Source organism: Kitasatospora sp. NPDC058048 (assembly GCF_042885555.1).
Classification (GTDB): Bacteria; Actinomycetota; Actinomycetes; order Streptomycetales; family Streptomycetaceae; genus Kitasatospora; species Kitasatospora lactacystinica.
On the sequence record NZ_JBHVRT010000002.1, the window covers coordinates 1 to 25,646 of the forward strand.

Annotated in this window: 24 protein-coding genes; 13 read left to right on the plus strand and 11 right to left on the minus strand. The window is 73.1% G+C overall.

The features are described 5' to 3' along the window. Positions 1–243 precede the first annotated feature (243 nt). The 5 genes from fahA to ACFVVA_RS02090 form a co-directional block, all read right to left on the minus strand. A complete protein-coding gene (fahA, locus tag ACFVVA_RS02070; protein WP_387684804.1) occupies positions 244–1,476 on the minus strand; it encodes a fumarylacetoacetase in 1,233 nt (410 codons plus the stop codon). Next, positions 1,473–2,399, minus strand: a complete 927-nt coding sequence (locus ACFVVA_RS02075) for a hypothetical protein (RefSeq protein ID WP_387684806.1) — start codon at positions 2,397–2,399, stop codon at positions 1,473–1,475. Before ACFVVA_RS02075 ends, fahA begins: the two co-directional genes overlap by 4 nt. Continuing rightward, positions 2,396–3,598 carry a homogentisate 1,2-dioxygenase gene (locus ACFVVA_RS02080; RefSeq protein ID WP_387684808.1) on the minus strand — a complete coding sequence of 401 codons (1,203 nt, stop codon included), beginning with the start codon at positions 3,596–3,598 and terminating at the stop codon, positions 2,396–2,398. The genes ACFVVA_RS02075 and ACFVVA_RS02080 overlap by 4 nt, the downstream gene beginning before the upstream one ends. A gap of 164 nt (positions 3,599–3,762) precedes the next feature. Further along, positions 3,763–4,977, minus strand: coding sequence for a 4-hydroxyphenylpyruvate dioxygenase (hppD, locus tag ACFVVA_RS02085; protein ID WP_359900421.1), 1,215 nt, complete (start codon positions 4,975–4,977; stop codon positions 3,763–3,765). 231 nt (positions 4,978–5,208) lie between these two features. Continuing rightward, positions 5,209–6,570 (minus strand): phosphoribosyltransferase family protein, encoded by a 1,362-nt coding sequence (locus tag ACFVVA_RS02090; RefSeq protein ID WP_387684810.1) that lies wholly within the window; start codon positions 6,568–6,570, stop codon positions 5,209–5,211. A gap of 396 nt (positions 6,571–6,966) precedes the next feature. Between ACFVVA_RS02090 and ACFVVA_RS02095 the strand changes: the two genes are divergently transcribed. From ACFVVA_RS02095 to ACFVVA_RS02110, 4 genes are all read left to right on the plus strand, one after another. Continuing rightward, entirely contained in the window at positions 6,967–7,359 is a 393-nt protein-coding gene (locus ACFVVA_RS02095; protein ID WP_387684812.1) for a hypothetical protein, read from the plus strand. Then, complete coding sequence (locus ACFVVA_RS02100) at positions 7,356–7,766, plus strand: hypothetical protein (protein WP_359900427.1); 411 nt, start codon at positions 7,356–7,358, stop codon at positions 7,764–7,766. The genes ACFVVA_RS02095 and ACFVVA_RS02100 overlap by 4 nt, the downstream gene beginning before the upstream one ends. A gap of 112 nt (positions 7,767–7,878) precedes the next feature. Beyond that, the gene (locus tag ACFVVA_RS02105; protein WP_387684814.1) at positions 7,879–8,550 is read left to right on the plus strand and encodes a hypothetical protein; all 672 of its coding nucleotides are present in this window, start codon (positions 7,879–7,881) and stop codon (positions 8,548–8,550) included. 350 nt (positions 8,551–8,900) lie between these two features. Then, the gene (locus ACFVVA_RS02110; RefSeq protein ID WP_387684816.1) at positions 8,901–9,554 is read left to right on the plus strand and encodes a response regulator; all 654 of its coding nucleotides are present in this window, start codon (positions 8,901–8,903) and stop codon (positions 9,552–9,554) included. Between the two features lie 98 nt (positions 9,555–9,652). Here ACFVVA_RS02110 and ACFVVA_RS02115 read toward each other — a convergent pair whose 3' ends face one another. Beyond that, positions 9,653–11,368, minus strand: a complete 1,716-nt coding sequence (locus tag ACFVVA_RS02115; RefSeq protein ID WP_387684818.1) for an acyl-CoA dehydrogenase family protein — start codon at positions 11,366–11,368, stop codon at positions 9,653–9,655. Positions 11,369–11,482: 114 nt separating this feature from the next. Then, positions 11,483–12,055 (minus strand): PadR family transcriptional regulator, encoded by a 573-nt coding sequence (locus tag ACFVVA_RS02120; protein WP_380537905.1) that lies wholly within the window; start codon positions 12,053–12,055, stop codon positions 11,483–11,485. A 185-nt stretch (positions 12,056–12,240) separates the two neighbouring features. Here ACFVVA_RS02120 and ACFVVA_RS02125 point away from each other — a divergent pair, with 185 nt between their 5' ends. Continuing rightward, positions 12,241–12,714, plus strand: coding sequence for an SPW repeat protein (locus ACFVVA_RS02125; protein ID WP_387684821.1), 474 nt, complete (start codon positions 12,241–12,243; stop codon positions 12,712–12,714). 153 nt (positions 12,715–12,867) lie between these two features. Here ACFVVA_RS02125 and ACFVVA_RS02130 read toward each other — a convergent pair whose 3' ends face one another. Together ACFVVA_RS02130 and ACFVVA_RS02135 are read right to left on the minus strand one after the other, a co-directional pair. Further along, positions 12,868–14,274 carry a class II fumarate hydratase gene (locus ACFVVA_RS02130; RefSeq protein ID WP_387684823.1) on the minus strand — a complete coding sequence of 469 codons (1,407 nt, stop codon included), beginning with the start codon at positions 14,272–14,274 and terminating at the stop codon, positions 12,868–12,870. A gap of 193 nt (positions 14,275–14,467) precedes the next feature. Further along, positions 14,468–15,313, minus strand: a complete 846-nt coding sequence (locus ACFVVA_RS02135) for a carbon-nitrogen hydrolase family protein (protein ID WP_387684825.1) — start codon at positions 15,311–15,313, stop codon at positions 14,468–14,470. A 363-nt stretch (positions 15,314–15,676) separates the two neighbouring features. On the opposite strand from ACFVVA_RS02135, the gene ACFVVA_RS02140 reads away from it, so the two are divergent. Then, positions 15,677–17,680, plus strand: a complete 2,004-nt coding sequence (locus tag ACFVVA_RS02140; protein ID WP_387684827.1) for a cholesterol oxidase substrate-binding domain-containing protein — start codon at positions 15,677–15,679, stop codon at positions 17,678–17,680. A 30-nt stretch (positions 17,681–17,710) separates the two neighbouring features. Here the strand turns inward: ACFVVA_RS02140 and ACFVVA_RS02145 are convergent, their stop codons facing one another. Next, on the minus strand, positions 17,711–18,373 hold the full coding sequence (locus ACFVVA_RS02145; protein ID WP_387684829.1) for a helix-turn-helix domain-containing protein: 663 nt from the start codon (positions 18,371–18,373) through the stop codon (positions 17,711–17,713). A gap of 161 nt (positions 18,374–18,534) precedes the next feature. Between ACFVVA_RS02145 and ACFVVA_RS02150 the strand changes: the two genes are divergently transcribed. Together ACFVVA_RS02150 and ACFVVA_RS02155 are read left to right on the plus strand one after the other, a co-directional pair. Further along, a complete protein-coding gene (locus ACFVVA_RS02150) occupies positions 18,535–19,272 on the plus strand; it encodes an AzlC family ABC transporter permease (protein WP_387684831.1) in 738 nt (245 codons plus the stop codon). After that, complete coding sequence (locus ACFVVA_RS02155; protein ID WP_387685327.1) at positions 19,272–19,580, plus strand: AzlD domain-containing protein; 309 nt, start codon at positions 19,272–19,274, stop codon at positions 19,578–19,580. Before ACFVVA_RS02150 ends, ACFVVA_RS02155 begins: the two co-directional genes overlap by 1 nt. A gap of 121 nt (positions 19,581–19,701) precedes the next feature. On the opposite strand, the gene ACFVVA_RS02160 is transcribed toward ACFVVA_RS02155, so the two are convergent. Then, positions 19,702–20,028, minus strand: coding sequence for a hypothetical protein (locus ACFVVA_RS02160; protein WP_387684833.1), 327 nt, complete (start codon positions 20,026–20,028; stop codon positions 19,702–19,704). 173 nt (positions 20,029–20,201) lie between these two features. Between ACFVVA_RS02160 and ACFVVA_RS02165 the strand changes: the two genes are divergently transcribed. The 5 genes from ACFVVA_RS02165 (at position 20,202) to ACFVVA_RS02185 (ending at position 25,627) form a co-directional block, all read left to right on the plus strand. Further along, the gene (locus ACFVVA_RS02165) at positions 20,202–21,389 is read left to right on the plus strand and encodes an acyl-CoA dehydrogenase family protein (RefSeq protein WP_387684835.1); all 1,188 of its coding nucleotides are present in this window, start codon (positions 20,202–20,204) and stop codon (positions 21,387–21,389) included. Positions 21,390–21,475: 86 nt separating this feature from the next. Further along, positions 21,476–21,853 (plus strand): ADP-ribosylation/crystallin J1, encoded by a 378-nt coding sequence (locus ACFVVA_RS02170; RefSeq protein WP_359900454.1) that lies wholly within the window; start codon positions 21,476–21,478, stop codon positions 21,851–21,853. A 292-nt stretch (positions 21,854–22,145) separates the two neighbouring features. Continuing rightward, positions 22,146–23,024: an alkaline phosphatase family protein gene (locus ACFVVA_RS02175; RefSeq protein ID WP_387684837.1), complete on the plus strand. Its 879-nt coding sequence runs from the start codon at positions 22,146–22,148 to the stop codon at positions 23,022–23,024. A 501-nt stretch (positions 23,025–23,525) separates the two neighbouring features. After that, entirely contained in the window at positions 23,526–24,008 is a 483-nt protein-coding gene (locus ACFVVA_RS02180) for a hypothetical protein (protein WP_387684839.1), read from the plus strand. A gap of 290 nt (positions 24,009–24,298) precedes the next feature. Beyond that, the gene (locus tag ACFVVA_RS02185; RefSeq protein WP_387684841.1) at positions 24,299–25,627 is read left to right on the plus strand and encodes a multidrug effflux MFS transporter; all 1,329 of its coding nucleotides are present in this window, start codon (positions 24,299–24,301) and stop codon (positions 25,625–25,627) included. Positions 25,628–25,646 lie beyond the last annotated feature (19 nt).

Sequence of the window (25,646 nt, forward strand, 5' to 3'; positions counted from 1 at the left end):
CCGAGGAGTCCAAGCACACCTGCTCGAACTCCTCGACATCGACGAAACCCGACCCCGCTGGCTGGAAACCTAAAACCCCATGTGCGAAGTCTGGGTCTAGACGGAGGCGGGCGAACGGGAAACGGATAACAGCTGACAGATGATGAAATCTGTCAGCTGTTATCCGTCATCCGTGATCCGTCATCGGTGATCTGTTGTCCGTGGTCGGGTGCGCCGTGGCTCCCCGGCCTCCGGTCCGGGCCCTCAGCCCCGAACCCGCCCGGTGACCTCGCCGAACCCGACCACGGTGCCGTCCGGCCCGGGCGCGGTGGCGGTGATGGTCACCTCGTCGCCGTCCTCCAGGAACGTCCGGGTCGTCCCGTCCGGGAGCTTCAGCGGCTCCTCGCCGTTCCAGGTCAGCTCGATCAGCGCGCCCCGGGTGTCCCGCTCCGGCCCGCTGACCGTGCCGGAGGCGAACAGGTCGCCGGTGCGCAGCGAAGCACCGTTGACGGTCATGTGGGTCAGCTGCTGCTGCGCCGTCCAGTACATGGTGGCGAACGGCGGCCGGGAGACCGGGTGCCCGTTCAGCCGGACCTCCATCGCCAGGTCCAGGCCCCACGGCTCGCTGCCCCGGTCGTCCAGGTACGCCAGCGGCTCGACGTCGCGCTCCGGCGGCGTGACCCGGGCGTGCTCCAGGGCCTCCAGCGGGACGATCCACGGCGAGATCGAGGTCGCGAAGGACTTGCCGAGGAACGGGCCGAGCGGCACGTACTCCCAGGCCTGGATGTCGCGCGCCGACCAGTCGTTGAGCAGGCAGACGCCGAACACGTGCTCGCGGAAGTCGTCCAGCACGACCGGGCGGCCCAGCTCCGACGGCGCGCCGACGACGAAGCCGACCTCGGCCTCGATGTCGAGCCGGCGCGACGGCCCGAAGGTCGGCGCGGCGTCGGCGGGCGCCTTGCGCTGCCCGGACGGCCGCACCACGGGCGTGCCGGAGACCACGACCGTGCCCGCCCGCCCGTGGTAGCCGATCGGCAGGTGCTTCCAGTTGGGGGTGAGCGGCTCCGAGCCCGGGCGGAAGATCCGGCCCAGGTTGGTGGCGTGGTGCTCCGAGGCGTAGAAGTCGACGTAGTCGGCGACCTCGAACGGCAGGTGCAGCTCCACCTCGCCGGCCGGCAGCAGGGACGGCGACAGCGCCTCGCGGAAGGACTCGTCGGTGAGCCAGGTGGTGAGGTCCGCCCGAACCCGGGTCCAGACCGGCCGTCCCGCCGCCATCAGCGGGTTGAGCGAGTCCGCGTCCAGCAGCGCCGACGGCGCGCCGGCCGCGCGGGCGGCCGCCCCGGCGTCCAGCACGAAGTCCCCGACGCGCACGCCGATCCGGCGCCGCCCGGGCCGGTCGGCGGCGGTGAAGACGCCGTACGGCAGGTTGTGCACGCCGAACGGCGAGTCCTGGGCGCTGGCGAGCCAGCTGCTGGGGCTGCTGGGGGTGGTGCTCAACGGTCCTCCTGGTGCAGTGGACTGGGCGACGACAGCAGGCCGAGCGCGGCCAGGTCACCCAGGGGCTCGGCGATGCTACAGGTGCCGAACGCGGTGAACGAGTTGCGGATCACCGTAACCTGACGGTCCGTCAGTGAACGCACCGCCTTGGCCAGCACCTCGCCGTCGCGCTCCGCCAGCACCGCCGCGGCCGCCGTCCGGTCGGTCTCCTGCGCGGCCAGCAGCACGTTCAGGAAGCCGTGGTGCTCGAACCCGGTCTCCGGGTCGGTGTGCCGGACGGCGTTGTGCAGCCCGGCCGTGCACTTGTACGGCAGCCCGCGCCGCGCGCAGCCGGTGAGGAAGGCGGCCAGCTCGTCCTCGTCCGGGAACGCCTCGGCCACCAGCCCGCCGGTGCGGAACTTCGCCCGGTACGGGCTGTCCACCAACACGTCCAGGACGGCGTCCAGCCCGTCCCCGCGCAGGAGTTCGCGCGGCAGCTCGACGGCGGCCGGGACGTCCGGTGGAAGCAGCCGGTCCAGCGCGGCCACCGCCTCGGTGGCGTCCCGGGTGGCCAGCTCGACGCCGGCCAGCTCGAACGGCGCGGCGGCGGCGAGCGCCGGGGCGAGTTCGGTGCTGCCCCCCGGCAGCACCAGCCCGACCTTGAGCGGCCGGCCGCCCGCCGCCACCGAGCCGTCCGCCCCCGCTGCGCGCCCCTGAATTGCGGCGGTCTCCGGGGAGTTCGCGACCGCCGCGGCCAACTCGCCCAGCCGGCCCGCCCCGCAGAGGAGCGGGCCGACCGCCTCGGTGTACCAGGCCGTGCGGTGCAGCCGGTGCGCGGGCACCGCGTCGACGACCGGCAGGTTCCCCGGCGGGAACACCGCCGCGTCGTCGAACAGCCCGTGGAAGAGCTCGGGGATCACGCCCCCCGGCGGCAGCGTGTTCATCGCCCGGGCCCCCGACCGGCCCAGGTCCAGGCGTAGTTCGCGTCCTCACTGGCCCGGCCGCCCTCGCCCAGCTCCAGGGGGCGGAAGGTGTCCACCATGACGGCCAGCTCGTCGAAGAACTCCGCGCCGATGCTGCGCTCGTACGCCCCGGGCTGCGGACCGTGGGTGTGCCCGCCCGGGTGCAGCGAGATCGAGCCCTGGCCGATGCCGGAGCCCTTGCGGGCCGCGTAGTCGCCGCCGCAGTAGAACATGACCTCGTCGCTGTCCACGTTGGCGTGGTAGTACGGCACCGGGATCGCCAGCGGGTGGTAGTCCACCTTGCGCGGAACGAAGTTGCAGATGACGAAGCCGTTGCCCTCGAAGACCTGGTGGGCCGGCGGTGGCTGGTGGATCCGGCCGGTGATCGGCTCGAAGTCCTTGATGTTGAAGGCGAACGGGTACAGGCAGCCGTCCCAGCCGACCACGTCGAAGGGGTGGTGCGGCACGGTGTAGCGGGTGCCCGCGACCCCGTTCGGGCCACGGTGCTTGACCAGCACGTCGACGTCCCCGGGGGCGTCGACGACCAGCGGGCCGACCGGTCCGCGGAAGTCCCGCTCGCAGTACGGCGCGTGCTCCAGCAGCTGCCCGTACTTCGACAGGTAGCGCTTGACCGGGGTGATGTGGCTGTTCGCCTCGATGCAGTACGCGCGCAGCGGCTCGTCCCCGGCCGGCACCCAGCGGTGGGTGGTGGCGCGCGGGATGATCACGTAGTCGCCCTGGCCGACCTCGATCGAGCCGAACACCGTCTCGACCGTGCCGGAGCCGGACTCCACGTAGACGCACTCGTCGCCGAGCCCGTTGCGGTAGAGCTCGCTCGGGGCCCCGGCGGCGACGTACGAGATCCGCACGTCGCCGTTGCCGAGGACCAGCCTGCGGCTGCCGACGACGTCCGCGGACTTCCAGTCCTGGTCCGCGAACAGCTCGTGCAGCTTGAGGTGCCGGGGGAGGAGCGGGTGGTTGGGCACCGTGGACTGGTCCGGCAGCTCCCAGGGCACCGCGTTGACCACCGCCGAGGGGATGCCCCGGTGGTAGAGCAGCGAGGAATCCGAGGAGAACCCCTCCTCGCCCATCAACTCCTCGTAGTACAGCCCGCCTTCGGGAGTGCGGTGCTGGGTGTGCCGCTTGGGCGGGATGCTGCCCAGCTGCCGGTAGTACGCCATCTCCGTGGTCCTCCTCGACCGTCTGGCAGAGATCCGTGTTCGTCAGAGCTCGTCGGAGCCCGCCGAAGGCCCGCTCGTCGGAGCCGGGCGGAAGCCGGTCCGTCGGAGGCCGGTCCGTCGGGAACCGGCCCGTCGGGAACCGGCTCGCCGGAGCCGTCGGACGCTCACAGGTTGCCGCGTCGGTCCTGCTCGCGCTCGATGGACTCGAAGAGCGCCTTGAAGTTGCCCTTGCCGAAGCCGAGCGAACCGTGCCGCTCGATGAACTCGTAGAAGACGGTGGGGCGGTCGCCGACCGGCTTGGTGAAGATCTGCAGCAGGTAGCCGTCCTCGTCGCGGTCGACCAGGATGCCGCGCTTCTTCAGCTCCTCGATCGGCACGCGCACCTTGCCGATCCGCTCGCGCAGCTCCGGGTCGTCGTAGTACGCGTCGGGGGTGTTGAGGAACTCCACGCCGCGCGAGCGCAGCACGTCGACGGTGGTGAGGATGTCGTTGGTGGCGAGCGCCATGTGCTGGCAGCCGGGGCCGGTGTAGAACTCCAGGTACTCGTCGATCTGGGACTTCTTCTTGGCGACGGCCGGCTCGTTGAGCGGGAACTTCACCCGGTGGTTGCCGCTGGCGACGACCTTGGACATCAGCGCGGAGTACTCGGTGGCGATGTCGTCGCCGACGAACTCGGCCATGTTCACGAAGCCCATGACGCGGTTGTAGAACGACACCCACTCGTCCATCCGGCCGAGCTCGACGTTGCCGACGGCGTGGTCGAGGGCCTGGAAGAGGCGCTTGGGCGAGCCCTCGGGGTGGGTCACCCTGCTCGCCGCGACGACGTAGCCCGGCAGGTACGGGCCGTGGTAGCGGGAGCGGTCTATCAGGGTGTGGCGGGTCTCGCCGTAGGTGGCGATGGCCGCGCGGCGCACGGTGCCGTTCTCGTCCGAGACGTCGTTCGGCTCCTCCAGCACGGTGGCGCCGGACGCGCGGGCGTGCTCGATGCACTTGTCCACGTCCGGGACCTCCAGGGCGAGGTCGACGACGCCGTCGCCGTGGCGGCGGTGGTGGTCCAGCAGCGGGCTGCCCGGCTGGACACCGCCCTTGATCACGAAGCGGCAGGAACCGGAGCGGAGCACGTACGCCTTGCGGTCCCGACGGCCGGTCTCCGGGCCGGAGTAGGCGACCAGCTCCATGCCGAAGACGACCTGGTAGAAATGGGCCGTCTGGGTGGCGTTGCCGACCACGAAGACGACCGCGTCCTGGGCCGTCACGGGGAACGGGTCGGCGGCGGCGTCGTGCTCGACGAGGCCGACGAGGCGGCGCAGCTGGTCGGCGTCAAGACCGGCCTCGCGCTCCTCGGGGGTCAGCTCAAGGGCGTGGGTCTGCGGGGTCATCGCTCGTTCCTCCACTTCGGGCCTCGCCGTCGAGGCTTCCGCTGGATCGCGACCGCACCGCGTACGGGTGGGCGGTGTGGTTGCGGAGAGCTTGCTCCTGTCGGGGTGGTTGGGCAACAGGTCGGATTTTGACTGCTCAATGTGTACAAGCTGATCAGAAAATCCCGCTGTCGGCTGCGCAAAATGTGCTGCTGACCGGGGACGATGCCCGAAGTCTGCGCAATGGGACGGTCACGTACTTCCGGGGCCGACGGGACGGGGGAGGTGGCGGAGGAACCAGTCCGAGGCCAGCTCGGCGACCCGGTCCAGCGTCCCCGGTTCCTCGAACAGGTGGCTCGCGTGCGGCACCACCGCGAGCCCGGTCTCGCAGCGCAGCCGGCTCCGGGCCCGCCGGTTGAGGTCGAGCACGGTGGGGTCCAGGGAGCCGACGACGAGCAGCGTCGGAGCGCGGACCCGGGCCAGCGTGTCGGGCGCGGCGAGGTCCGGGCGACCGCCCCGGGAGACCACGGCGCGCACCGCCGGGCCCAGCTCGGCGGCGGTGTGCAGCGCGGCCGCGGCGCCGGTGCTCGCGCCGAACAGCCCGAGCGGCAGGCCCAGGGTCTCGGGCACGGCGGCGTCCGGGCCGTCCTGTGCCGCGCCCAGCCGCCGGGCGACGGCGGTCAGCCGGCCGCCCAGCAGCGTCACGTCGAACACGTTCCGCCGGTCGGGCTCCTCGGCCTCGGTGAGCAGGTCGAACAGCAGCGTGGCCAGCCCGGTGCGGTTCAGGTACTCGGCGACGTGCCGGTTGCGCGGGCTGTGCCGGCCGCTGCCGCTGCCGTGCGCGAAGACGACGACCCCGTGCGCGCCGGCCGGGACGGTCAGCCGGCCCGCGAGGCGGACCCCGGCGACGGGCAGCAGCAGCTCGCGGTCGACCCCGGCGGAGGCCGAGGACGGGTCGCCGCCGGCCTCGGTCAGCAGCCGCAGCACCTCCTCGTCCCCGGTCTGCGTGAAGTCGGCGTAGAACTCGCCGATCGCGTAGAACGGGGACGGCGTGCCGACGCAGACCAGCTCGTCGGCGACCTCGTCGAGCCGCTCGGCCCAGTCCGCGGGCGCGACCGGCACCGCCAGCACCACCCGGGCCGCGCCCCGCTCCCGGACGATCCGGCAGGCCGCCCGGGCGGTGGACCCGGTGGCGATGCCGTCGTCCACCACGACCACCGTGCGCCCGCGCAGATCGGCGGGCGGCCGGTCGCCCCGGTAGCGGCGGGCCCGGCGCGCCAGCTCGGCGCGCTCGCGCCGCTCCACCTCGGCCAGTTGCTCGTCGGTGACCGCGGAGAACCGGATGACCTGGTCGTTCAGCACCCGGACGCCGCCCTCGCCGATCGCCCCCATGCCGAGCTCCGGCTGGTGGGGCACGCCGAGCTTGCGGATCACGCAGATGTCCAGCGGCGCGCCGAGCACCGCGGCGACCTCGGCGGCCACCGGCACGCCGCCCCTCGGCAGCGCCACGATCACGGTGTCGGGGCCGGCCAGGTGGCCCAGGCGGGCGGCCAGCCGACGGCCCGCCTCGGTGCGGTCGGCGAAGTGGGTGAAGTGGGTTCCGGTGACGTGCATGACACGGCCTCCGGTTCCACCGTACGTCGTTCCGGTCGGCGCGGGGCGTTCGCGGGCGGGGGCTCCGGGTGCGTGCGCAGGTCACCGCGCGGGGCGGCGCGCGGGGGCGGGAACCGGCCCGGACCAGGACGGGAGCAGGACAGGAGCAGGACGGAATCGCGGGTCCGGACGGTGGGCGGGGACCGCAGGTGGGGCGGGCCGGGACGGTGTCGGGATCGGACCGGGATCCAGGTCGGGATCGGGCCGGGAACCGGGGCGGGATCAGGCCGGGATCAGGCCGGGATCGGATCGGGAGCCGGACGGGACGACACCCCCGTGTGGCCGGGACAGCGGGCGGCGCACCGTGGATCGCAGAGGCGGACCGCAGAGCCCGCCCGCGACCGGAAGGAGCCCGTCATGTCGGGCACCGTCATCACCGACCTGCGCCGCCGAGGCGCCGTCGACCCCGGCCGCCTGCTCGCCGGACCGCTGCGCGGTGTCGGCCTGCAACGACTCGACCCGGGCCACCGCACCGAACTGGCCGCCGACGGCATCGAGCACGCGCTCTACGTCACCGCCGGCTCCGGGCTCGCCGAACTGCCCGAGGGCGCCGTGCACCCGGACCACCCGGAGCGCGCGGACGCCGGCCTGCCGCTGGTCGAGGGCACCGCGGTCGTGCTGCCGCTCGGTTCGCGGACCGTCCTGACCGCCGGGACGGCCGGGCTGGAGTACTTCCACGCCCTGCTCACCGTCCCCGCCCCCTCCGCCCACCGCACCGAAGCCTCTCCCGAAGAAGGTGACCCCAGGTGATCGTCACCACCGACACCGGCGCGGCCATGGTCGTCATCGGCCCGAACGGCGAGCGCGTACGGATCCGCTCCCTCGCCCGGAGCCCGATGCTCGCCAGCGCCTGCGAGGCCTTCGACCACCTGCGGCTGAGCCCGGGCGCCCACCACGTCCTCCCGGGCCGGCCCGACACCGAGACCGTCCTGCACGTGCTGCGCGGCGCCGCCGTCGTCGGCCGACTGTCCGACGAGCCGGATCACTTGGCCTCCGAGGGAGACCTGCTGCTGGCCCGCCGCGGCCGCGCCCTGCACCTGGAAGCCGGGCCGCTCGGCGCGGAACTGCTCTGCCTGACGCTCGCCGTTCCCCGCCACACCGCCGGCACCCGGGCAGCCCTGGCCCGGCGCCGTGCCGCCCGCCGCGACCGGCCCTGACCCGGGCCGGCCGGCGCCGACAGTCCCTGACCGGCGCTGACCGGCCTTGACCCGGGCCGACCGGCGCTGCCAATCCTGCCTGTCCTCCAGTTCCCCTCGGAGGTGACCACTCGTGATCCTCGTCCCCGCTGCCGTCCCCCGCACCGCGCCCGCGTTCCAGCGGCTGATCGACCCGGAGCAGCGGCCGGCCGTCCGCGCCGGACTCACCGTCGAGGCGCTGCCGCCGGGCGTCCGGATCGAGCAACTCCCGTACGAATCGGTCGAGTCGGTGACCGTGGTGCTCTCCGGGCGGCTGTTCGCGGCCGGCCGGATCCTCTCCCCGGGCGAGGCGCTGCACCACCGTCCCGGAACCTCCTGCCGGATCGCCGCCGTCCGCGGCACGCCGACCACCGTGCTCACTGTCAGGCCCGTTCCGCCCCGGGCCGCCATCCCGGCCCAGCGGTCGGACTCCGCGCCCGCCGCGAGCCGGCGGCAGGTGGAGGTGGAGGTGGGCACCGCACGGCTCGACCCGTGCGGAACCTGCGGACCGTACACGGACCGTGCCGCCGACGCCTTCCTGGTGGTCCTCACCGGGGCCGCGGCGTTCCTCGGAGAGCTGGGTGAAGTCCTCTTGCTCTCGGGCGACTTGGTCTACGTCCGGGCGGGGGAGCGGTACGGCCTGCGGGCCGGCCGGCGCGGACCGGTCACCGCCGTGCTGGGCCGCGTCGGCGCACCCGGCGCCGCTCTGGGGCCGGAATGGGAGGGCCGGCCCGTGCGCTCGGGGCGGACCGGTCCGCAGGGTTGAGACCGGATCGATCGACCGTGATCGGTCACTCGAAAGGAATGCCGACGGGCCGGCGTCCGCGAGTGCGGACGCCGGCCCGCAGCGTGTACCGGGTGAGATCCGGTTTCGACGGCCCGGTGTCCCGGGTGGCCGGGGTGGCCGGGGTCCGGTCTCGAATCCCGTCCCGACGTGAGCCGGAGCGGTCGGGCCCGGCTCCTCCGGGCTCCTCCCGGCCCGTCCCGGCCCCGACACGCTGAGGACTTCACGAGCACGTCACGGAAAGTCACGCGATCGCCGCTGATAGTGTCGGCCGGGTGGATGAAGAACAGCCGTTGGCACCTGTGGGTCCGGGGGGCACTCCGGCCGTCCGTGTGCTGATCGTCGACGACCACCCCCTCTTCCGGGAGGGGCTCAAGGCGGCACTGGAGAGCGCCGAGGGTGTCCTCGTGGTAGCCGAGGCCGAGCGGGTCGCCGATGTCCCGGAGGCGGTCGCCCGGTACCGCCCGACCGTGGTGATCATGGACCTCTCGCTGCCCGACGGCTCCGGGCTGGAGGCCGTCCGGCAGCTCGCCGGCCAGGAGGCGCCGCCGCCGGTGCTGATGCTCACCATGTCGGACGACGACGGAAACCTGCTCGCGGCCCTCCAGGCGGGCGCGCGCGGCTACCTGGTCAAGGGAGCGGGGCGGGAGGAGGTGCTGCACGCGGTGCGGACGGTCGCGGCGGGCGGCGCGGTGTTCGGCGGCGAGGTGGCGGGACGGATCACCGCCCTGCTCGCCGGGGCGAAGATGCGCGAGGCGGGACAGCTCTTCCCCGAACTCACCGCCCGCGAGGCCGAGGTGCTGGACCTGGTCGCGCGCGGGCTGGACAACCGGCGAATCGCCCGGGAGCTGGTGGTCGCGGAGAAGACCGTCCGCAACCACATCACCCACATCTTCGAGAAGCTGCACGTCGCGACGCGCGCCGAGGCGGTCGCCCGGGCCCGCGACATGGGCCTCGGCGACGACCGGACCACCCCGGAGAGGTGAACCGGGTGTCGTGAGCGGGGAGCTGTGAACCGGGGGTGCCGGTCCGCCGACCGGCACCCCCGGAGTCCTGCCGTCCCCGCCCTACGGCTGCGTCCCGCTCACGGCCGCATCTCGTACGCGCCGGAGAGCGACTCGACCTGCGTCCACACCCGCGCGTCCCGCGCCGGGTCGGCGACCGGGCGACGCACGTTCGCGAGTGCCCAGGCCGCCTGCTGCTCGGTGGCCGAGGCCTTGCCGTGCAGCTCGGTGGCGTGCGCGGAGAAGTCGCGGACCAGCGCGTCGAAGACCCGGTCCAGCACGTCGCCGCCGTGCTCGGAGGCGGCCAGGCCGGTCAGCTCGGCCTGCTCCAGCACCAGCTGGCCGTAGACGATCAGCGCGAACAGCTGGCCGATCTCCAGCAGGAAGTCCAGGTCGGCCTGCTGCTCCTTGCTCGGCGCGTTCTGGAGCAGCAACTCGCAGAAGCCGTCGGCCTGTTCGCGGAAGCGGGCGACATTGGGCAGCTCGGCGTGGCGGTCGTAGGCGGTGCGCCAGTCGTGGAACCGGATCGCGCCGAGACCGCGGGCCGGGCCCTGCCGGAAGAGGAAGGCGTCGTCGGCGGCGTCCACCCGGCTCGGCACCGGGGCGTAGTCGGCCGGGGCGAACAGGTAGTTGCCCATGAACTTGAGGATCAGCGCCAGGTTGACGTGGACGGTGCCCTCCAGCTTCGGCAGGCCGCGGATGTCCTTCGCGGCCTTGTCGAAGTAGGTGTCCGCCTCGAAGCCCTTGGCGGCGATGACGTCCCACATCAGGTCGATGACCTTCTCGCCCTCGGTGGTGACCTTCATCTTGGTCATCGGGTTGAACAGCAGGTAGCGGCGGTCCTCGGGGGAGGCGCTGCGGAAGTAGTCCACCGCCCGGGCGCTGAACAGCTTCATCGCCACCAGGCGGACGTAGGCGTCGGTCAACTCCCGCTTGACGTGCGGGAAGTCGGTGACCCGCTTGCCGTACAGCACCCGGTTGTGGGCGTGCGTGACGGCCTCGTACATCGCGTGCTCGCAGATGCCGATCGAGGCGGTGCAGAGGTTGAACTTGCCGACGTTCACGGTGTTGAGCGCGGCGTCGAAGGCGGCCTGGCCGGTGTGCAGCACGTCCTCGGCGCGCACCGGGTAGTCCTCCAGGCGGAACTCGCTGACGTACATCTGCGCGTTCACCACGTTCTTGACCAGGTGGTACGCGTCGTGGCGGCTGTCGGCGGCGAAGAAGACGTAGCCCTCCGGGCCCTCGACGTCCGAGCGGCGGCCGAACACCGAGACCAGGCCGGCCACGTTGCCGTTGCCGATGTAGTACTTCGAGCCGGTAGCGGTGAAGCCGCCCTCGCCGTCCGGGGTGAGGATCATGTCGGTGGAGTAGATGTCGGCGCCGTGGGTGCGCTCGGAGAGGCCGAAGGCCATCACGTGACCGTCCGCGAGGAGCTGGGCGGCGCGGGCGCGGACGGCCTCGTTCTCGCTCTGCCAGACCGGGCCGAGGCCCAGGATGGTGACCTGCCAGGTGTACCAGTAGCCGAGGCCGTAGAAGCCGAGGATCTCGTTCAGCTCGGCGATCCGCGCGGTGTCCCAGCGCTTGTCGGGGTCGGCCGCGGCGGGGGTCAGGAACTCCGCGAAGAGGCCCTCCTTCGCGGCGAAGTCCAGGAAGTCGGCGTACCAGCTGCGGTCATTGTAGGTGTCGATCAGCGCCTTCTTGCCGCGGGACTCGAACCAGTCCACCGTCGCGCGCAGCAGTCGGCGGGTCGGCTCGTCGAACTGTGCGGGGTCGTAGCTGCGCGGGTTGAAGAGCATCGAGGGGCTCCCGGGGGTCGAGGGTGTGAAGAGGGCGGGTGACAGGGGTCGGGTGACAGATTTCAAACTCTGTTAGTTGTCATCCGTCGGCCGTCATCTGTCAGTCGTCAGTCGTCAGTCGTCATCCGTCGGCCGCCGTCCGCCGTCGGCGGAGAGGCGGCGCAGGGTGGCGAGCACGTCGTCGAGCCAGGCGAGGGTCATCCGCTCGTACTCGATGCCGCCGCGCAGCACCACGTGCTGCAGTTGCTCGTGCGCATCGAGCGCGGTGGTGTCGAGGAAGTCGCGCTGCTCGCCGTGCAGGTAGCGGGCGAGCAGGGCGGCATGGCTCTCGCGGTGTCGTTCCACCTCGGAGACCAGCGCGGCCGGGTCGTCGAAGGCGGCGGCCCGGATCTTGACCGCGAGTTCGTGCCGAACAGTCTCCGGCTCGACCGGTTCGCGCAGCCAGCCGGCCAGTGCGGCCCGTCCGGCCCCGGCTGCCGAGTAGACCTTCTTGTCCGGGCGCCCGTCCTGGGGGACCTCCTGCGCGGCCACCCAGCCGTCCGCCTCCATCCGCCGCAGCACCCGGTAGATCTGCTGATGGGTGGCGGTCCAGAAGCGTCCGATCGAGCGGTCGAAGCGTCGGGCCAGCTCGTAGCCGGAGCCGGGCTGCTCCAGCAGCGAGACGAGGATCGCGTGCTCCAGTGCCATGGCCCGCATCCTGCTATGCAACGAGTTGCATAGGCAATGGCGGCCCGGACGGTTGAGACGCAGGTCACCGGCGTGACCGGATGGTTATCGGTCATTCCGGACTATCGGGTGCAAAACGTTGGATAAGCGCCAGAATGGGTACGGGGCAAGCGCCTTACCGGTTCCGACCACAGGAGGTGGTATCGGTGGCAACCCATATCCCGACGACGGGCATGGAGCACCATCCGGACATCGTCGAACTCCGCGAACGCTACGAGCGGGTCACCTCGACCCCCCGTGCCCAGGGCATCGAAGCCCTGGCCGTCCTGGCCGGTCTCTTCCTGGCGGCATCGCCATGGATCGTCGGCTTCACCGCGTACAACACCCTGACCGTGACCTGCCTGATCGTCGGGCTGGCCTACACGGCTCTGATGGCCGGCTACGGGTCGGCCTACGAACGCACCCACGCGCGGGCCTGGGCGGCCGCTGCGCTCGGTGTCTGGACGATCATCTCCCCGTGGGTCGTCTCCGGGTCCGTCGCGCACGGCAAGAACATCGTGACCTGCATCATCGTGGGCGCCGTGATGTTCCTGCTCGGCCTCGCGGCGATCTCGATGGCGACCATGACGTCGAACGGGGCGTCGATGCGGCGCGGCCGGGCCGGCCGCGCGAAGGGCTGATCTTCCCCGCAGCCCGTGACCGGGGCGCGGAGGGCGCGAGTGCCCCCGCGCCCCGGCGCGAGCCCGAGGCGTGAACCCAAGGCGCGCGCCCGAGGCGTGACCCGGGCGCGGGCGCGGCACGTTCCGACCCGACTCCGGCCCGACTCCGACCCGCTAGGGGTGGGTCATCCGCAGCACGTCCAGAGCCTCGTCCAGCTGCTCCTCGGTGAGCCTGCCCTGCTCGACGTAGCCGCGCTCCAGAACCACCTGACGGATCGTCTTGCGCTCGGCCAGCGACTGCTTGGCGACCTTCGCGGCCTCCTCGTATCCGATGTAGCGGTTCAGCGGGGTCACCACCGAGGGCGAGGACTCCGCGTACTCCCGGGCCCGGTCCACGTTGGCGGTGATGCCGTCCACCGTCCGGTCGGCCAGCAGCCGGGCGCTGTTGGCGAGCAGCCGCACCGACTCCAGGACGTTGCGGGCGATCACCGGGAGCATCACGTTCAGCTCGAAGTTGCCGCTCGCGCCCGCCAGCGTGACCGTCGCGTCGTTGCCCACCACCTGGGCGGCGACCATCAGCACCACCTCGGGCAGCACCGGGTTCACCTTGCCCGGCATGATCGACGAACCGGGCTGGAGGTCCGGCAGGTTGATCTCGCCGAGCCCGGTGCGCGGACCGGAGCCCATCCACCGCAGGTCGTTCGCGATCTTCGTGAAGCCCACCGCCACCGTGCGCAGCTGACCGCTCAACTCGACCAGGGCGTCCCGTGCCCCCTGCGCCTCGAAGTGGTTCCTGGCCTCGGTCAACGGCAGGTCGGTGGCGCGGGCGACCTCCGCGATGACGGCCGCCGGGAAACCGGGCGGGGTGTTGATGCCGGTGCCCACCGCCGTCCCGCCGAGCGGGAGTTCGGCCACCCGGGGCAGGGTGGCCAGCAGCCGCTCCCGCCCGTGCCGCACCTGGGCCGCGTAGCCTCCGAACTCCTGGCCGAGCGTGACGGGCGTGGCGTCCATCAGGTGGGTGCGGCCCGACTTGACCACCCGGGCGAACTCGGCGGCCTTGCGCTCCAGCGACTCCGCGAGGTGCTCCAGCGCCGGGACCAGGTCATGGGTGACGGCGGCGGTCGCGGCGATGTGGATCGAGGACGGGAAGACGTCGTTGGACGACTGGCTGGCGTTGACGTGGTCGTTCGGATGGACCGGTCGGCCCAACCGCTCCCCGGCCAGGGTGGCGATCACCTCGTTGGTGTTCATGTTGGACGAGGTGCCCGAGCCGGTCTGGAACACGTCCACCGGGAACTGGTCGTCCCAGCGCCCCTCCGCGACCTCCTCGGCGGCGGCCGCGATGGCCTCCGCCGTCTCCTCGTCCAGCACTCCGAGCCGGGCGTTCACCCGGGCCGCGGCGGCCTTGATCCGGGCCAGTGCGGCGATGTGCGCCCGCTCCAGCCGCTGGCCGGACACCGGGAAGTTCTCCACCGCCCGCTGCGTCTGCGCCTGCCACTTCGCGTCAACCGGCACCCGGACCTCGCCCATCGAGTCGTGCTCGATCCGGTACTCCTCTGCCTTCTCCTGCTCGCCACCCATCGCGCGCTGCACCTCCTGTACGGGCCCGACCGGCCCGGAACGGATCTTCGGTCAGCACAGCCGCGAACGAGGCCCGGGTATTTCCGGTCGGGGTGATCCGGTTCCGTTCCCTTCCGTTTCGTTCCGTTCCGTCTGGGTGCGGGGCCGGGTGCCCGCGGTCGGTGCGGCCCGGTTTCCGGCCCCGGCTCGGCTCCTACCGGCGGGGCAGCTCGGCGCGGACCAGCTCGCCCGGGTCGGTACCGGCCTGGACGACGAGCTCGCCGCCCGGGGCCCAGACGCCGGAGCCGCCCGAGCTCTCCGGGTACTCGCCGGTCGCCCCGGCACAGGTCGCGAGCACGCACCACACCCCGTGGGCGGCGGCCCGGTCGCGGACGTGGCCGTCCCGGCGCTCCGCCTGGGCGGCGCCGGGCCCGTAGAGGGTGGAGGCGACGTAGGCGTCGATGCCGAGCGCGGCGGTCTCCTCGGCGTGCGCCGGGTCGGCGGCGTCCGCGCAGACGGCGAGGCCGAGCCGCAGGCCGTCCAGCTCCAGGACGACGGGCTTCCCGCCGGGGGCGAAGCGCTCGACCTCGGCGCCGTGCAGGCGCATCTTCCGGTAGGCGACCTCGGCGCCCTGCCCGGTGACCACCAGCGTGGCGATGGACTCGCGCCCGTCGGTCTCGGTGACGGGTGCCCCGACCAGGGCGACGGCGCCGGTCGCGGCGCAGGCGGCCACCAGCGGCGCGAGCCGGGCGTCCGCCGGGTCGACGGCCGGTGCGGTCAGGTCGTAGCCGGTCAGCGACAGCTCGGGGAACACCACCAGCCGGGTGCCCGCCTTCCGCACCGCCTCGGCGTGCAGGGCGACGTTCTCGGACACGGTGTCCGCACGGCCGGCGGCGGCGCAGACGGGCTGGGCGACGGCGACGGTCAGGGCTCCGCGGGCGGGCGGGTTCGCGGACGGGGCGGAGGCCGAGTCCGCAGCCGAGTCCGGCCGCGAGTCCGCGGGCGAGTCGGCGCGCGAGTTGGCGCGCGAGGACTCGGGTGAGGGCGTGGACGAGGGCATGGCGAAGCCTCCGGCTGGCGGGGTGGAGTGGGGTGAGGTGGGGTGATCGTGATCAACCGTGACCGTGATCAACCTATGCGCCGGTCGAGGACGTGGGCAACGGCGCCGGGACGAGGAGCGGTGCAGGTGGACGGGGCGCCCGGGGCCGATCGGGCCGATCTCACTCGAAGGAGTGAGATCCCCGGCGGGCGCTTCAAACTGCCGTGCGCCCCTTCATACGCTCCAGACCGGGCCGGGCGGACTCCGGCCGGACCCGGATCGGCGCAGCTCGGCCCGGGGGACCAGGACGAGGGGGCGGACGGACGGATGACCACAGGACACGGCCCGATGGGCGGAACAGGTGACGCAGCGGCACGGGAGGGGATGACCCCACTGAATACCCAGGTGGACGCCCCGACCGATGCCCCGACCGACGCTCCGGCGAAGACCTCGGCGAGGACCGCCCCCGGTGGCCTCACCCGGCGGCAGTTGCTGGGTGCGTCGGCGGCGCTCGGCGGCGCGGCCTGGCTGCTGCGCGGCACCGTCGGCCCGGACAGCGCCGAGGCCGCCGCGCCGGTACCGCCCGCGCTGCCCCCCGGCACCGAGCTCTACCAGCGGGTCTTCCAGAACTGGTCCGGCGAGATCCGCACCGACCAGCTGTGGACCTGCGCGCCCCGCACCGCCGAGGAGGTCCCGGCCCTCGCCGACTGGGCGCACGCCAACGGCTGGCGGCTGCGCGCCTCCGGGTACCGGCACACCTGGGCACCGCTCACCGTCGCCGCCGGGACCCCGGAGAGCGCCAGGGTGCTGCTGGTGGACACCACCCGGCACCTCACCGCGATCGGCGCCGACTCGCCCGACACCGTCCGGGTGCAGACCGGCGCCACCATGGAGGCCCTGCTCGCCCACCTCGCGGACCGCGGCCTCGGCCTGACCGCCTGCCCGGCCCCCGGCGAGATCACCGTGGGCGGTGTACTCGCCATCGGCGGCCACGGCACCGCCGTCCCGGCCGCAGGGGAGGTGCGACCGGAGGGGCACGGCTACGGATCGGTCAGCAACCAGGTCGTCCGGCTCACCGCCGTCGTCCTCGACCCGGCCACCGGCCGCTACACGCTGCGGACCTTCGACCGCTCCGAGGCCGACAGCGCCGCCTTCCTGGTCCACCTCGGCCGAGCCTTCCTGACCGAGGTGGTGTTGCGGGCCGGTGCCGACCGGCCGCTGCGCTGCGTCAGCCGACTCGACATCCCGGCGAGCGAGCTCTTCGCCCGCCCCGGGGCCGGGACGGGAACCGGAACAGGCGCCGGCGCCGACACCGGGGCCGGTGCGGGTACCGGCGGGGGCGGGGGTCTCGGCGGAGTGCTCGGGGGAGTGCTGGGCGGTGTCCTCGGCGGTGTCCTCGGGAGCGGGGGAGGCCCGCGCACCCTCGCCGACTTCGTGGAACGCGACGGTCGGGTCGAAGCGATCTGGTTCGCCTACACCGAGTACCCCTGGCTCAAAACCTGGAGCGTCACCCCGAGCAAGCCGCTCGCCTCCCTGTCCGTCGACCACCCGTACAACTACCCGTTCTCGGACAGCGTTCCGGAACCGGTCGCCCGGCTCGCCGGCGAGATCGTCACCGGCGCCTGGGCCTCGGCCCCGCTGTTCGGTCAACTCCAGTACCTGGTCACGAAGGTGGGACTCACCGGTGACATCACCGAAGTCCTGCTCTCCGGCGCCCTGCTGCGCCGACTGCTCAGCGGCGAGGTGCTCACCCACCTGCTCGCGGGCGGACTGCGGTCCGACCTCTGGGGACCCTCGCGCACCCTGCTCCAGTACGTCCGCCCGACCACCCTGCGGGTCACCGCCAACGGCTACGCGATCCTCCTCAAGCGCGCCGACCTCCAGTGGGCGGTGAGTGAATTCGCCGCCTACTACCGGGAGTTGCTCGCCTCCTGCCAGGCCCGGGGCGAGTTCCCGGTGAATGGCGCGGTGGAGATCCGGGTCACCGGCCTGGACGACCCGTCCTCCTCCGGCGTCCCCGGCGCCCGGCCCCCGCTGCTGTCCGCGCTGCGACCGCGCGCCGACCGACCGGAATGGGACACGGCCGTCTGGCTGGACGTCCTCGCCTTCCCCGGCACCCCCGGACTGGAGCGCTTCGCACGGGAGTTGGAGCAGTGGCTGCTGCGCACCTTCGACGGCTCCCGGGCGGGCCTGCGGGTCGAGTGGTCCAAGGGCTGGGCGTACACCGACGCCGCCGCCTGGTCCGATCCGGACCTGCTCGGCCGGGTCGTTCCGGACAGTCTGCGGGCGGGCGGCGGGCCCGGCTGGGACGAGGCGGTCGCTGTCCTGGACCGCCACGACCCGCACCGGGTCTTCGGAAATCCCTTCCTGGACGGACTGTTGAAGTAGCAGGCACCCCCTGTCAGAGCCGGCGAGGTGTCAGATGTGCTCCATGACGATCACCGCGAGGGTGTCCGGAGCCAGGGCGCGGAACACGTGCGGAGTGTCGCCCGGGTAGCTCACGTAGTCGCCCGGGCCCAGCTCCACCGGCGCCTCCGTCGGCCCGACCAGCGCCCGCCCGGCACCGATCAGCACGTGCTCGACGGTGCCGGGCATGTGTGGATCGGAGGCCCGGGCCTCACCCGGCTGGGCCTCGATCCGATAGATGTCGCGCCGGGCGTTGGGCGGGCAGGAGGAGAGCGCGGTGGCGGCGTAGTCGGCGCGCTCGGAGTGGGTCACCGGGCCCTCGCCGGCCCGGATCACCTTGACCACCGGGCGCGGCGGGTCGACGAGCCGGCTGAACGGCACGTTCAGTGCGACGCCGAGCGCCCAGAGCGTCTCCACGCTGGGGTTGCCCGCGCCGGACTCCAGCTGGGACAGCGTGGACTTGGCGATGCCCGCGCGCCGGGCCAGCTCGGCCATCGACAGCCCGCTGCGCTCGCGCTCGCGCCTGATCGAGACGGCGATCTGGCCGATCAGCTCGCCGCCGCCGTTGGCACCGCTGCCGGCGCTGCCGCTGCTATCGCTGCTGCTGGAGCGGCCGAAGCCGTCGGAGCCGCCGGAGTCCGTGGCCGGGGTGCTCTGGTCACTCATGCTCGCCACTCACGCTTCCTCACGCTTCCTCCTGGCCCCTTCCACGGCTCGCCGGTGCGGCCGATGTCGCCGTTCATGCTGCCACGGCCGATCGCATCGGCCGCAGTTCGCCCGATCGGTCCGAGTGTTCGCCTTGACGAACGACGCCGAGTCGGTTCACTCTAATGAACATGCGTTCGCTACTTCGAACACTGGAGCGTTCCACCCTCCGGGACGTCGCCCTGGTCTGCCTGGCCGATGCCCTGGTCGGCGTGTCCTTCGGCGCGATCAGCGTCTCCGGGGGCCTGCCCCTCTGGGTGCCGATCACGCTCTCCGTCCTGGTCTTCGCCGGCGGCTCCCAGTTCGCGGCGGTCGGCGTGGTGCTCTCCGGCGGCGGCGCCCTCGCCGCGGTCGCCACCGGACTGGTGCTCAACGCCCGGCTGCTGCCCTTCGGCTTCACCGTGGCCGACGTGCCCGACGGCCCGTGGTGGCGGCGGCTGGTGGGAGCGCAACTGCTCACCGATGAGACCGCCGCCTTCGCCCTGCAGCAGAGCGATCCCCGTCGGCGCCGGGCCGTGTACTGGCTCTGCGGGGTCGCCCTGTTCGTGGTCTGGAACGTCTCGGTGCTGCTCGGCGCCCTCGCGGGCGGGCTGATCGGTGACACGGACGCGTTCGGACTGGACGCGGCCTTCCCCGGGGTGCTGCTCGCGCTCGTCCTGCCCTCGCTCGCGGACCGCCGCACCCGTACGGCGGCGGTGGCGGGTGCGGTGGTCGCGGTCGCGGCGACCCCGTTCGTCCCCGCCGGGCTGCCGGTGCTGCTCGCCCTGGTCGGGCTGGTGTTCGCCGGTCGGTCGGCGGCCGGGGAATCGGGTCGGAAGGCGGCGGACGGACCGAACGCCGCGGACGCGGAGAAGGAGGAGGTCCGATGATGCCGCTGTATGCCGTTCTGCTGCTCGCGGCCGGAACGTACGCCTACCGACTGGCCGGGCCGTTGCTCGCCGGTCGGCTCGCCCTCTCGGAGCGGCTGCGGCACCTGCTGGCCGTCGCGGCGGCGGTGCTGCTGGTGGCCCTGGTCGCGACCGGCGCGCTGACCCAGGGGCACGGCTTCGCGGGGTGGGCCCGTCCGGCGGGCGTACTGGTCGCGGGAGTGCTCGTGCTGCGCCGGGCACCGTTCCCGCTGGTGGTCGTCGCGGGTGCGGCGACCACGGCGCTGCTGCGGCTCTGCGGGGTGGGGTGACAGCTGACAGAGTTTGAAATCTGTCAGCTGTTATCCGTTATCTGTTATTCGTCGGCTGTCGGCTGTGATCCGTCGGCTGTGATCCGCGATCCGGTGCTCGTCGGCCGCCGCCCGTTCGCCGTCAGCGGCCTTCCCCGCGCCCCTCGGCCAGTCGCTCCGCCTGTACCTCCGGCCGCTTGCTGTCCCACAGCAGCTCCCACACCTTGAACACGCAGTGGTAGTCGCGCATGCTCCCCTGGGCGATCAGCAGGTAGGTGTCCCCGTCGCGGAGCAGCGTCCGCCGTCGGCTGTTGAAGGGGTGCTCCGGGGTGTAGGAGGGGACGAGCCGCCTCAGCTCCTCGACGGCCTCCTCGCGGGTCCCCTCGACCTCGGCGAGCACCTTGCTCCCCCAGATCCGATCCTGGCCCATGCCCACCGTCTCCTCGACGACCAGCGCCCAACGTGCCATGTCCTGCCCCGCCCCTTTCCCTCCGGTTCGCCTCCGCTCGGCCGTACGCGCCCCCGGGTGCGCCGTCGAACGTGTCGCCATCCTCACTCGTTCAGGCCCGCTCACCACCCGGCCGGGTGCGGAATACTCGCCGGTGTTCCGCCGGTGCCCCGCCGAGAGTACAAGGAGCTTCAGTGACGAAGCCGACCCGGATCGACCCGTCCGACCTGCTCGCCGTCGGCGATCTGCTCTCCGACGAGGAGCGGCTGATCCGCGACACCGTCCGCCGGTTCACCGAGGAGCGCATCCGCCCGCACATCGGCGAGTGGTTCGAACGCGGGGTCTTCCCGGTCCGCGAACTCGCCCCCGAGCTCGGCGCCCTGGGCGTGCTCGGCATGCACCTCGACGGCTACGGCTGCGCCGGCGCCGACGCGGTGGCGTACGGGGTGGCCTGCATGGAGCTGGAGGCGGCCGACTCCGGGCTGCGCAGCTTCGTCTCCGTCCAGGGCTCACTCGCCATGCGCTCGATCCACGCCTTCGGTTCCGAGGAGCAGAAGCAGCGCTGGCTGCCCGGCATGGCCGCCGGTGAGCTGATCGGCTGCTTCGGCCTGACCGAGCCGGACTTCGGCTCGGACCCGGCCAACATGCGCACCCGGGCGGTGCGCAAGGGCGGTGAGGGCGGCGACTGGGTGCTGTCCGGCAGCAAGATGTGGATCACCAACGGCAGCATCGCCGACGTCGCCGTGGTCTGGGCGCAGACCGAGGAGGGCGTGCGCGGCTTCCTGGTCGAGCGCGGCGCCCGCGGCCTGACCGCCACCGATGTGCACGGCAAGCTCTCGCTGCGCGCCTCCGTCACCAGCGAGCTGGCCTTCGACGACGTGGTGCTGCCCGCCGACGCCGTGCTGCCCGGGGTGGTCGGCCTGCGCGGACCGCTCTCCTCCCTCAACGAGGCCCGCTACGGGATCCTCTGGGGCACCGTCGGCGCCGCTCGCGACTGCTACACCTCCGCCCTGGACTACGCCAAGAGCCGGGTCCAGTTCGACCGTCCGATCGCGGGCTTCCAGCTGACCCAGCAGAAGCTGGTCGAGATGATGCTGGAGGTCGAGAAGGCGTACCTGGTCGCCCTGCGGATCGGGCGGCTCAAGGAGCAGGGCGCCGCCCGCCCGCCGCACATCAGCTTCGGCAAGCTCAACAACGTCCGCACCGCTCTGGAGATCGCCCGCAGTGCCCGGACCGTCCTCGGGGCCAACGGCATCACCACCGAGTACCCGGTGCTGCGGCACGCCAACAACCTGGAATCGGTGCTCACCTACGAGGGCACCAGCGAGATCCACACCCTGGTGCTCGGCGAGGCCATCACCGGCGAGTCCGCCTACCGCTGACGGCCGCCCTCGCCGCATCTCGTCGTCCCTCACGGCCCGGGAAAACCGGTGGCCGGGCCCGTCGTGGCCCGGCTACCGTCCCTGCCATGACCAGCCGGTTCGTCCCGACACAGCCCCCGACCACCACCCTCTGGCGCCCCACCGGCCCCGAGGAGCTCGCCCTGGTCGAGGCCGCGGACCGGCGCGCCTGGCCGCCCCGCCTCCCCGAGCAGCCGATCTTCTACCCCGTCCTCAACGAGGACTACGCGATCCGGATCGCCCGGGACTGGAACGTGCCCGCCTCGGGCGTCGGCTACGTCACCCGCTTCGAGGTCGACACCGCCTTCCTCGCGCGCTACCCCGTTCAGCGGGCGGGCGGCCGGACGATCCTCGAACTCTGGGTGCCAGCCGAGGAGTTGGACGAGTTCAACCGGCACATCGTCGGCCGCATCGAGGTCGTCCACGAGTTCCGCCCGCAGCCGTGAGACGGCCGCCCGCCGACAAGTCGCTGCCGCCCGCGGTCTGCCCGGACGGCTCCAGGCTGCCGCGCACCGGACCCTCCTGACCCGCTCCCGGACGGCAGTCCTGGACCCCGTGCCCGCCCCGGACGGCAGCGGTGGAGCTCCGCCCGGGGCGCGGGAACGCCTGTCCGACACTTCGTGGACACCTGACGTTCGGCGGTGGGACGCCGACCGGTACGGCGGTCGGTGAACCATGGCGCGGTCGGCGGCGCCCTCGGCGGGCGCGGCCGGGTGCGCACGACCGAAAGGAACCCCCATGTCCGCTGCCCAGTGGCCCCGCCCCCGCGTGCTCGTCGTCGGGATCGACGGCGTCCGCCACGATTTCCTGGCGCAGGTGCCGATGCCCCGCCTGCAGGAGGTCGCCGAGGCCGGGTTCCTGGTGCCGGTCACCGTCGCGGACGGCACGCCCACCATGTCCGGGCCGTGCTGGGCCACCATCGTGACCGGCGTCGAGCCCACCAAGCACGGGGTGTGGGGCAACCACCTGGGCGGCAACCGGCTCGACGTGTTCCCCGACTTCGCCACCCGCCTCGCCCGGGGCGACCGCCGCCGCACCTTTGTCGCGGCCGGCTGGGACCCGCTGATGATCAACGAGTCCGGCGGCCCGCTGTTCCGCGCCCCCGGCCGGCTCTCCTACGTGGCCCCCGCCGAGGACACCCCCGAGGCCTGGGAGGCGGTGGACGAGGAGGTCACCCGGGAGGCCGTCCACGTCCTCGGCACCGCAGACCCCGAGGCGTCCTTCGTGTACCTCGGCGCTGTCGACGAGACCGCCCACTTCCTGGGCTGCGGCGACGAGTACCGCGCGTCCATGCGCACCGCCGACGGGCGCCTCGGCCGCCTCCTCGACGCCGTCCGGGGCCGGGCGACCCACGCCGAGGAGCAGTGGACGGTCATCGTCGTCACCGACCACGGGCACGTGGACGCCGGCGGCCACGGTGGCCGTACGGCCGAGGAGCGGACGGCCTGGGTGGCCTGCGCCGGGCACGGCATCCCGGCCGGCCCGCCCACCGGCGAGATCCGTCATTCGGACGTCGCCGCGCAGGTGTACGCCTCGCTGCTGCGTCCGATCGACCCGCACTGGACCCTCGACGGCCGCCCGTTCCCGGTCGCCCGTCCGGTACCGGCGGCGGTCTGACACCGCGGCGGCCCGAAGCGGTGGTGGTCCGAGGCAGTGATGGTCCGAGGCGGCGGCGGCCGGTGACCCGGCTGCAGCAGGCCGGGCTGCGGCGGCTCCGGGCTTGAGCAAGGCTCGATCGGGGCTCGGGCCGTTCTCGACCCGGGCGTGCCAACCTGAGCGCCGGAGCGGCACGGACCCGGCGACCGGCGGTGCCGGGGCCTGCGGCTCAGGGATCCGCGGGGCCGGAATCCGCAGGTCCGGAATCCGCGGGCCTCAGGGTCCCTGTCGGAGGACATACGCCTGAAGGTGGAGAAGCTACCCCGTGGGTCGGAGACAAGTTCGCGACCTGGTGGTGACGATCCGACGGGTCCGGACGGGCCACGATGGTTGCACCGGACGGCGGAGCACGCCGACCGGGTCGGTGACGCGAACCTGAGCGGCCGCCGACAGCGAGGACGAGCAGCAGCGGCACGAGCGGCAACGGCCGCATCGGTCACGACACGGAGAGGGCAGTCGGGCATGAAGGGCATCGTGAGCAAGGTCGCGCTGGGAGTCGCGGGTACCGGCATGGCCGTCGCCGTGGCGGCTGTGGCAATCGGCCCGCGGGTGTCCGACTGGTACGACGAGCACCACCAGCAGCAGGGCTCGTACGAGAGCGGCACCCAGGCCAAGGCCGACCGCCGGTCGATGCCGACCTGGCTGCCCGACGACGCCTCCGGGGTGAAGTACCTGATGTCCACCACGGGCGACGACCGCCTGCTGCGCGCCACCCTCCCGGAGGGCCGGCTGCCCGCCGGCTGCACCGCCGGGCTGCCGGGCAAGAGCGCGCACCCGGTGCCGCAGGCGCTCAAGGCCGGCTGGTTCCCCGAGAGCGTCGCGACCAAGGCCACCGGCACCTGCGGGCACTACAACGTGGCCCTGACCGGCAACCAGCTCTACGCCTGGCAGGACGGCGCCGCGGTGCAGGCGGCGCTGCGCGCCGAGCACGTCGCCAAGCGCTGAGTCCGGCGACCGGCCCCGGGGGCGCCCGCCGACCGGGCGACGGCCCTCCCGACCACTGCTGAGGACTCTCCTCCCGGCCACTCCGGCCCGGGGAGCGGAACGGAACGGCCCGCCGGGCACCGGAAGGTGCGGGCGGGCCGTCGTCGTGTGCGGGCCGGGCCGGGCCGCGGGGCGACCGCCGGAGGCACCCCCTCGGCCGAACAGCGTGCACCCCCGCTGTCGGAACCGGCCCGGGCTGCGATAGGACGGAGCGCGAACGAACCCCGCGTCACCCGTCCGTAAGGAGAACCATGCCCGGCCCGACCGTCGGCCCCACCGACGACACGTCGACCGCTGCCGCTCCCGCTCCCGCACCCGCCACCACACCCGGCCCCGCGTCCCTTGCCGCCCCGGCCCCGGCCCCCGCCACCGGCCAGGCCCGGCCCGGCTGGGCCGTGATCGCCGCCCTCGGCGGGATTGCCGGGCTCGGCCCGCTCACCACCGACCTCTACCTCCCGGGCCTGCCCGCGATCGCCGACGACCTGGTCGCCCAGCCGGCCGCCGTCCAGCTCACCCTGACCTTCTCGATGCTCGGGGTCGCGGCCGGTCAGCTGCTCTTCGGGCCGCTCAGCGACCGCTACGGGCGCCGTCGGCCGCTGCTCGCGGGGCTCGTGCTCTACACCCTGGCCAGCGTGGCGTGCGTGTTCGCGCCGAACCTGACGGTGCTGATCGTCGGCCGCTTCGTCCAGGGCGCGGCCGGCTCCGCCGGGCTGGTGATCGGGCGCGCCGTCTCCCGGGACCGCTTCCAGGGCGTCGCGCTGCTGCGCTTCCTCGCCTCGATCGCCCTGATATCCGGGCTGGCCCCGATCCTCGCCCCGATCATCGGTGCGCAGCTGATGCGGTTCACCTCGTGGCGCGGCACCTTCGGCGTGCTCACGGCCCTCGGGTTGCTGCTCACCCTGGTCTCGTTCGGTGTGCTGCGCGAGACGCTGCCGCCGGAGACCCGGGACCGCGGCGGGGTCGGTGCGGCCCTGCGGACGATGGGGAGGCTGCTGCGCAACCTGCCGTTCCTCGGACTGGCGCTGACCAGCTCCCTCGCCTTCGGGGCGCTCTTCGGCTACATCAGCGGGTCGTCGACGGTCCTCCAGGACGTGTACCAGGTCTCGCCGCAGACCTACAGCCTGCTGTTCGGGCTGAACTCGTTCTCGATCGTGGTGATGACCCAGGTGAACGGACGGGTGCTGGCGCCGCGCTTCACCCAGCGGGCGCTGATGCTGGGCAGCCTCGCGGCGGCGGTCGCCGCCGGGGCGGCGCTGGTGCTGCTGACGACGGTGTGGGACTTCGGGCTGGCCGGGTTCTGCCCGCCGCTGTTCGTGATGATGGGCAGCCTCGGGGTACTGCTGCCGAACACCGCCGCCCAGGCGCTCGGCCTGGTCGAGCCGCAGGTGGCGGGCACGGCGTCGGCGCTGCTGGGGACGGGCAACTTCCTGTGCGGTGCGGTGGTCGCACCGCTGAGCAGCCTCGGCGGTCGGCCGTCCGCCGTGCTGCTGGCGCTGGTGGTCCTGGTCTGCGGGGTGCTGGCGACGGTGGCGTACCTGGCGCTGTGCCGGCCGGAGCGGATGCGGGCGGCGGGCGGCTGACGAGCGAACAGCGGCGAAC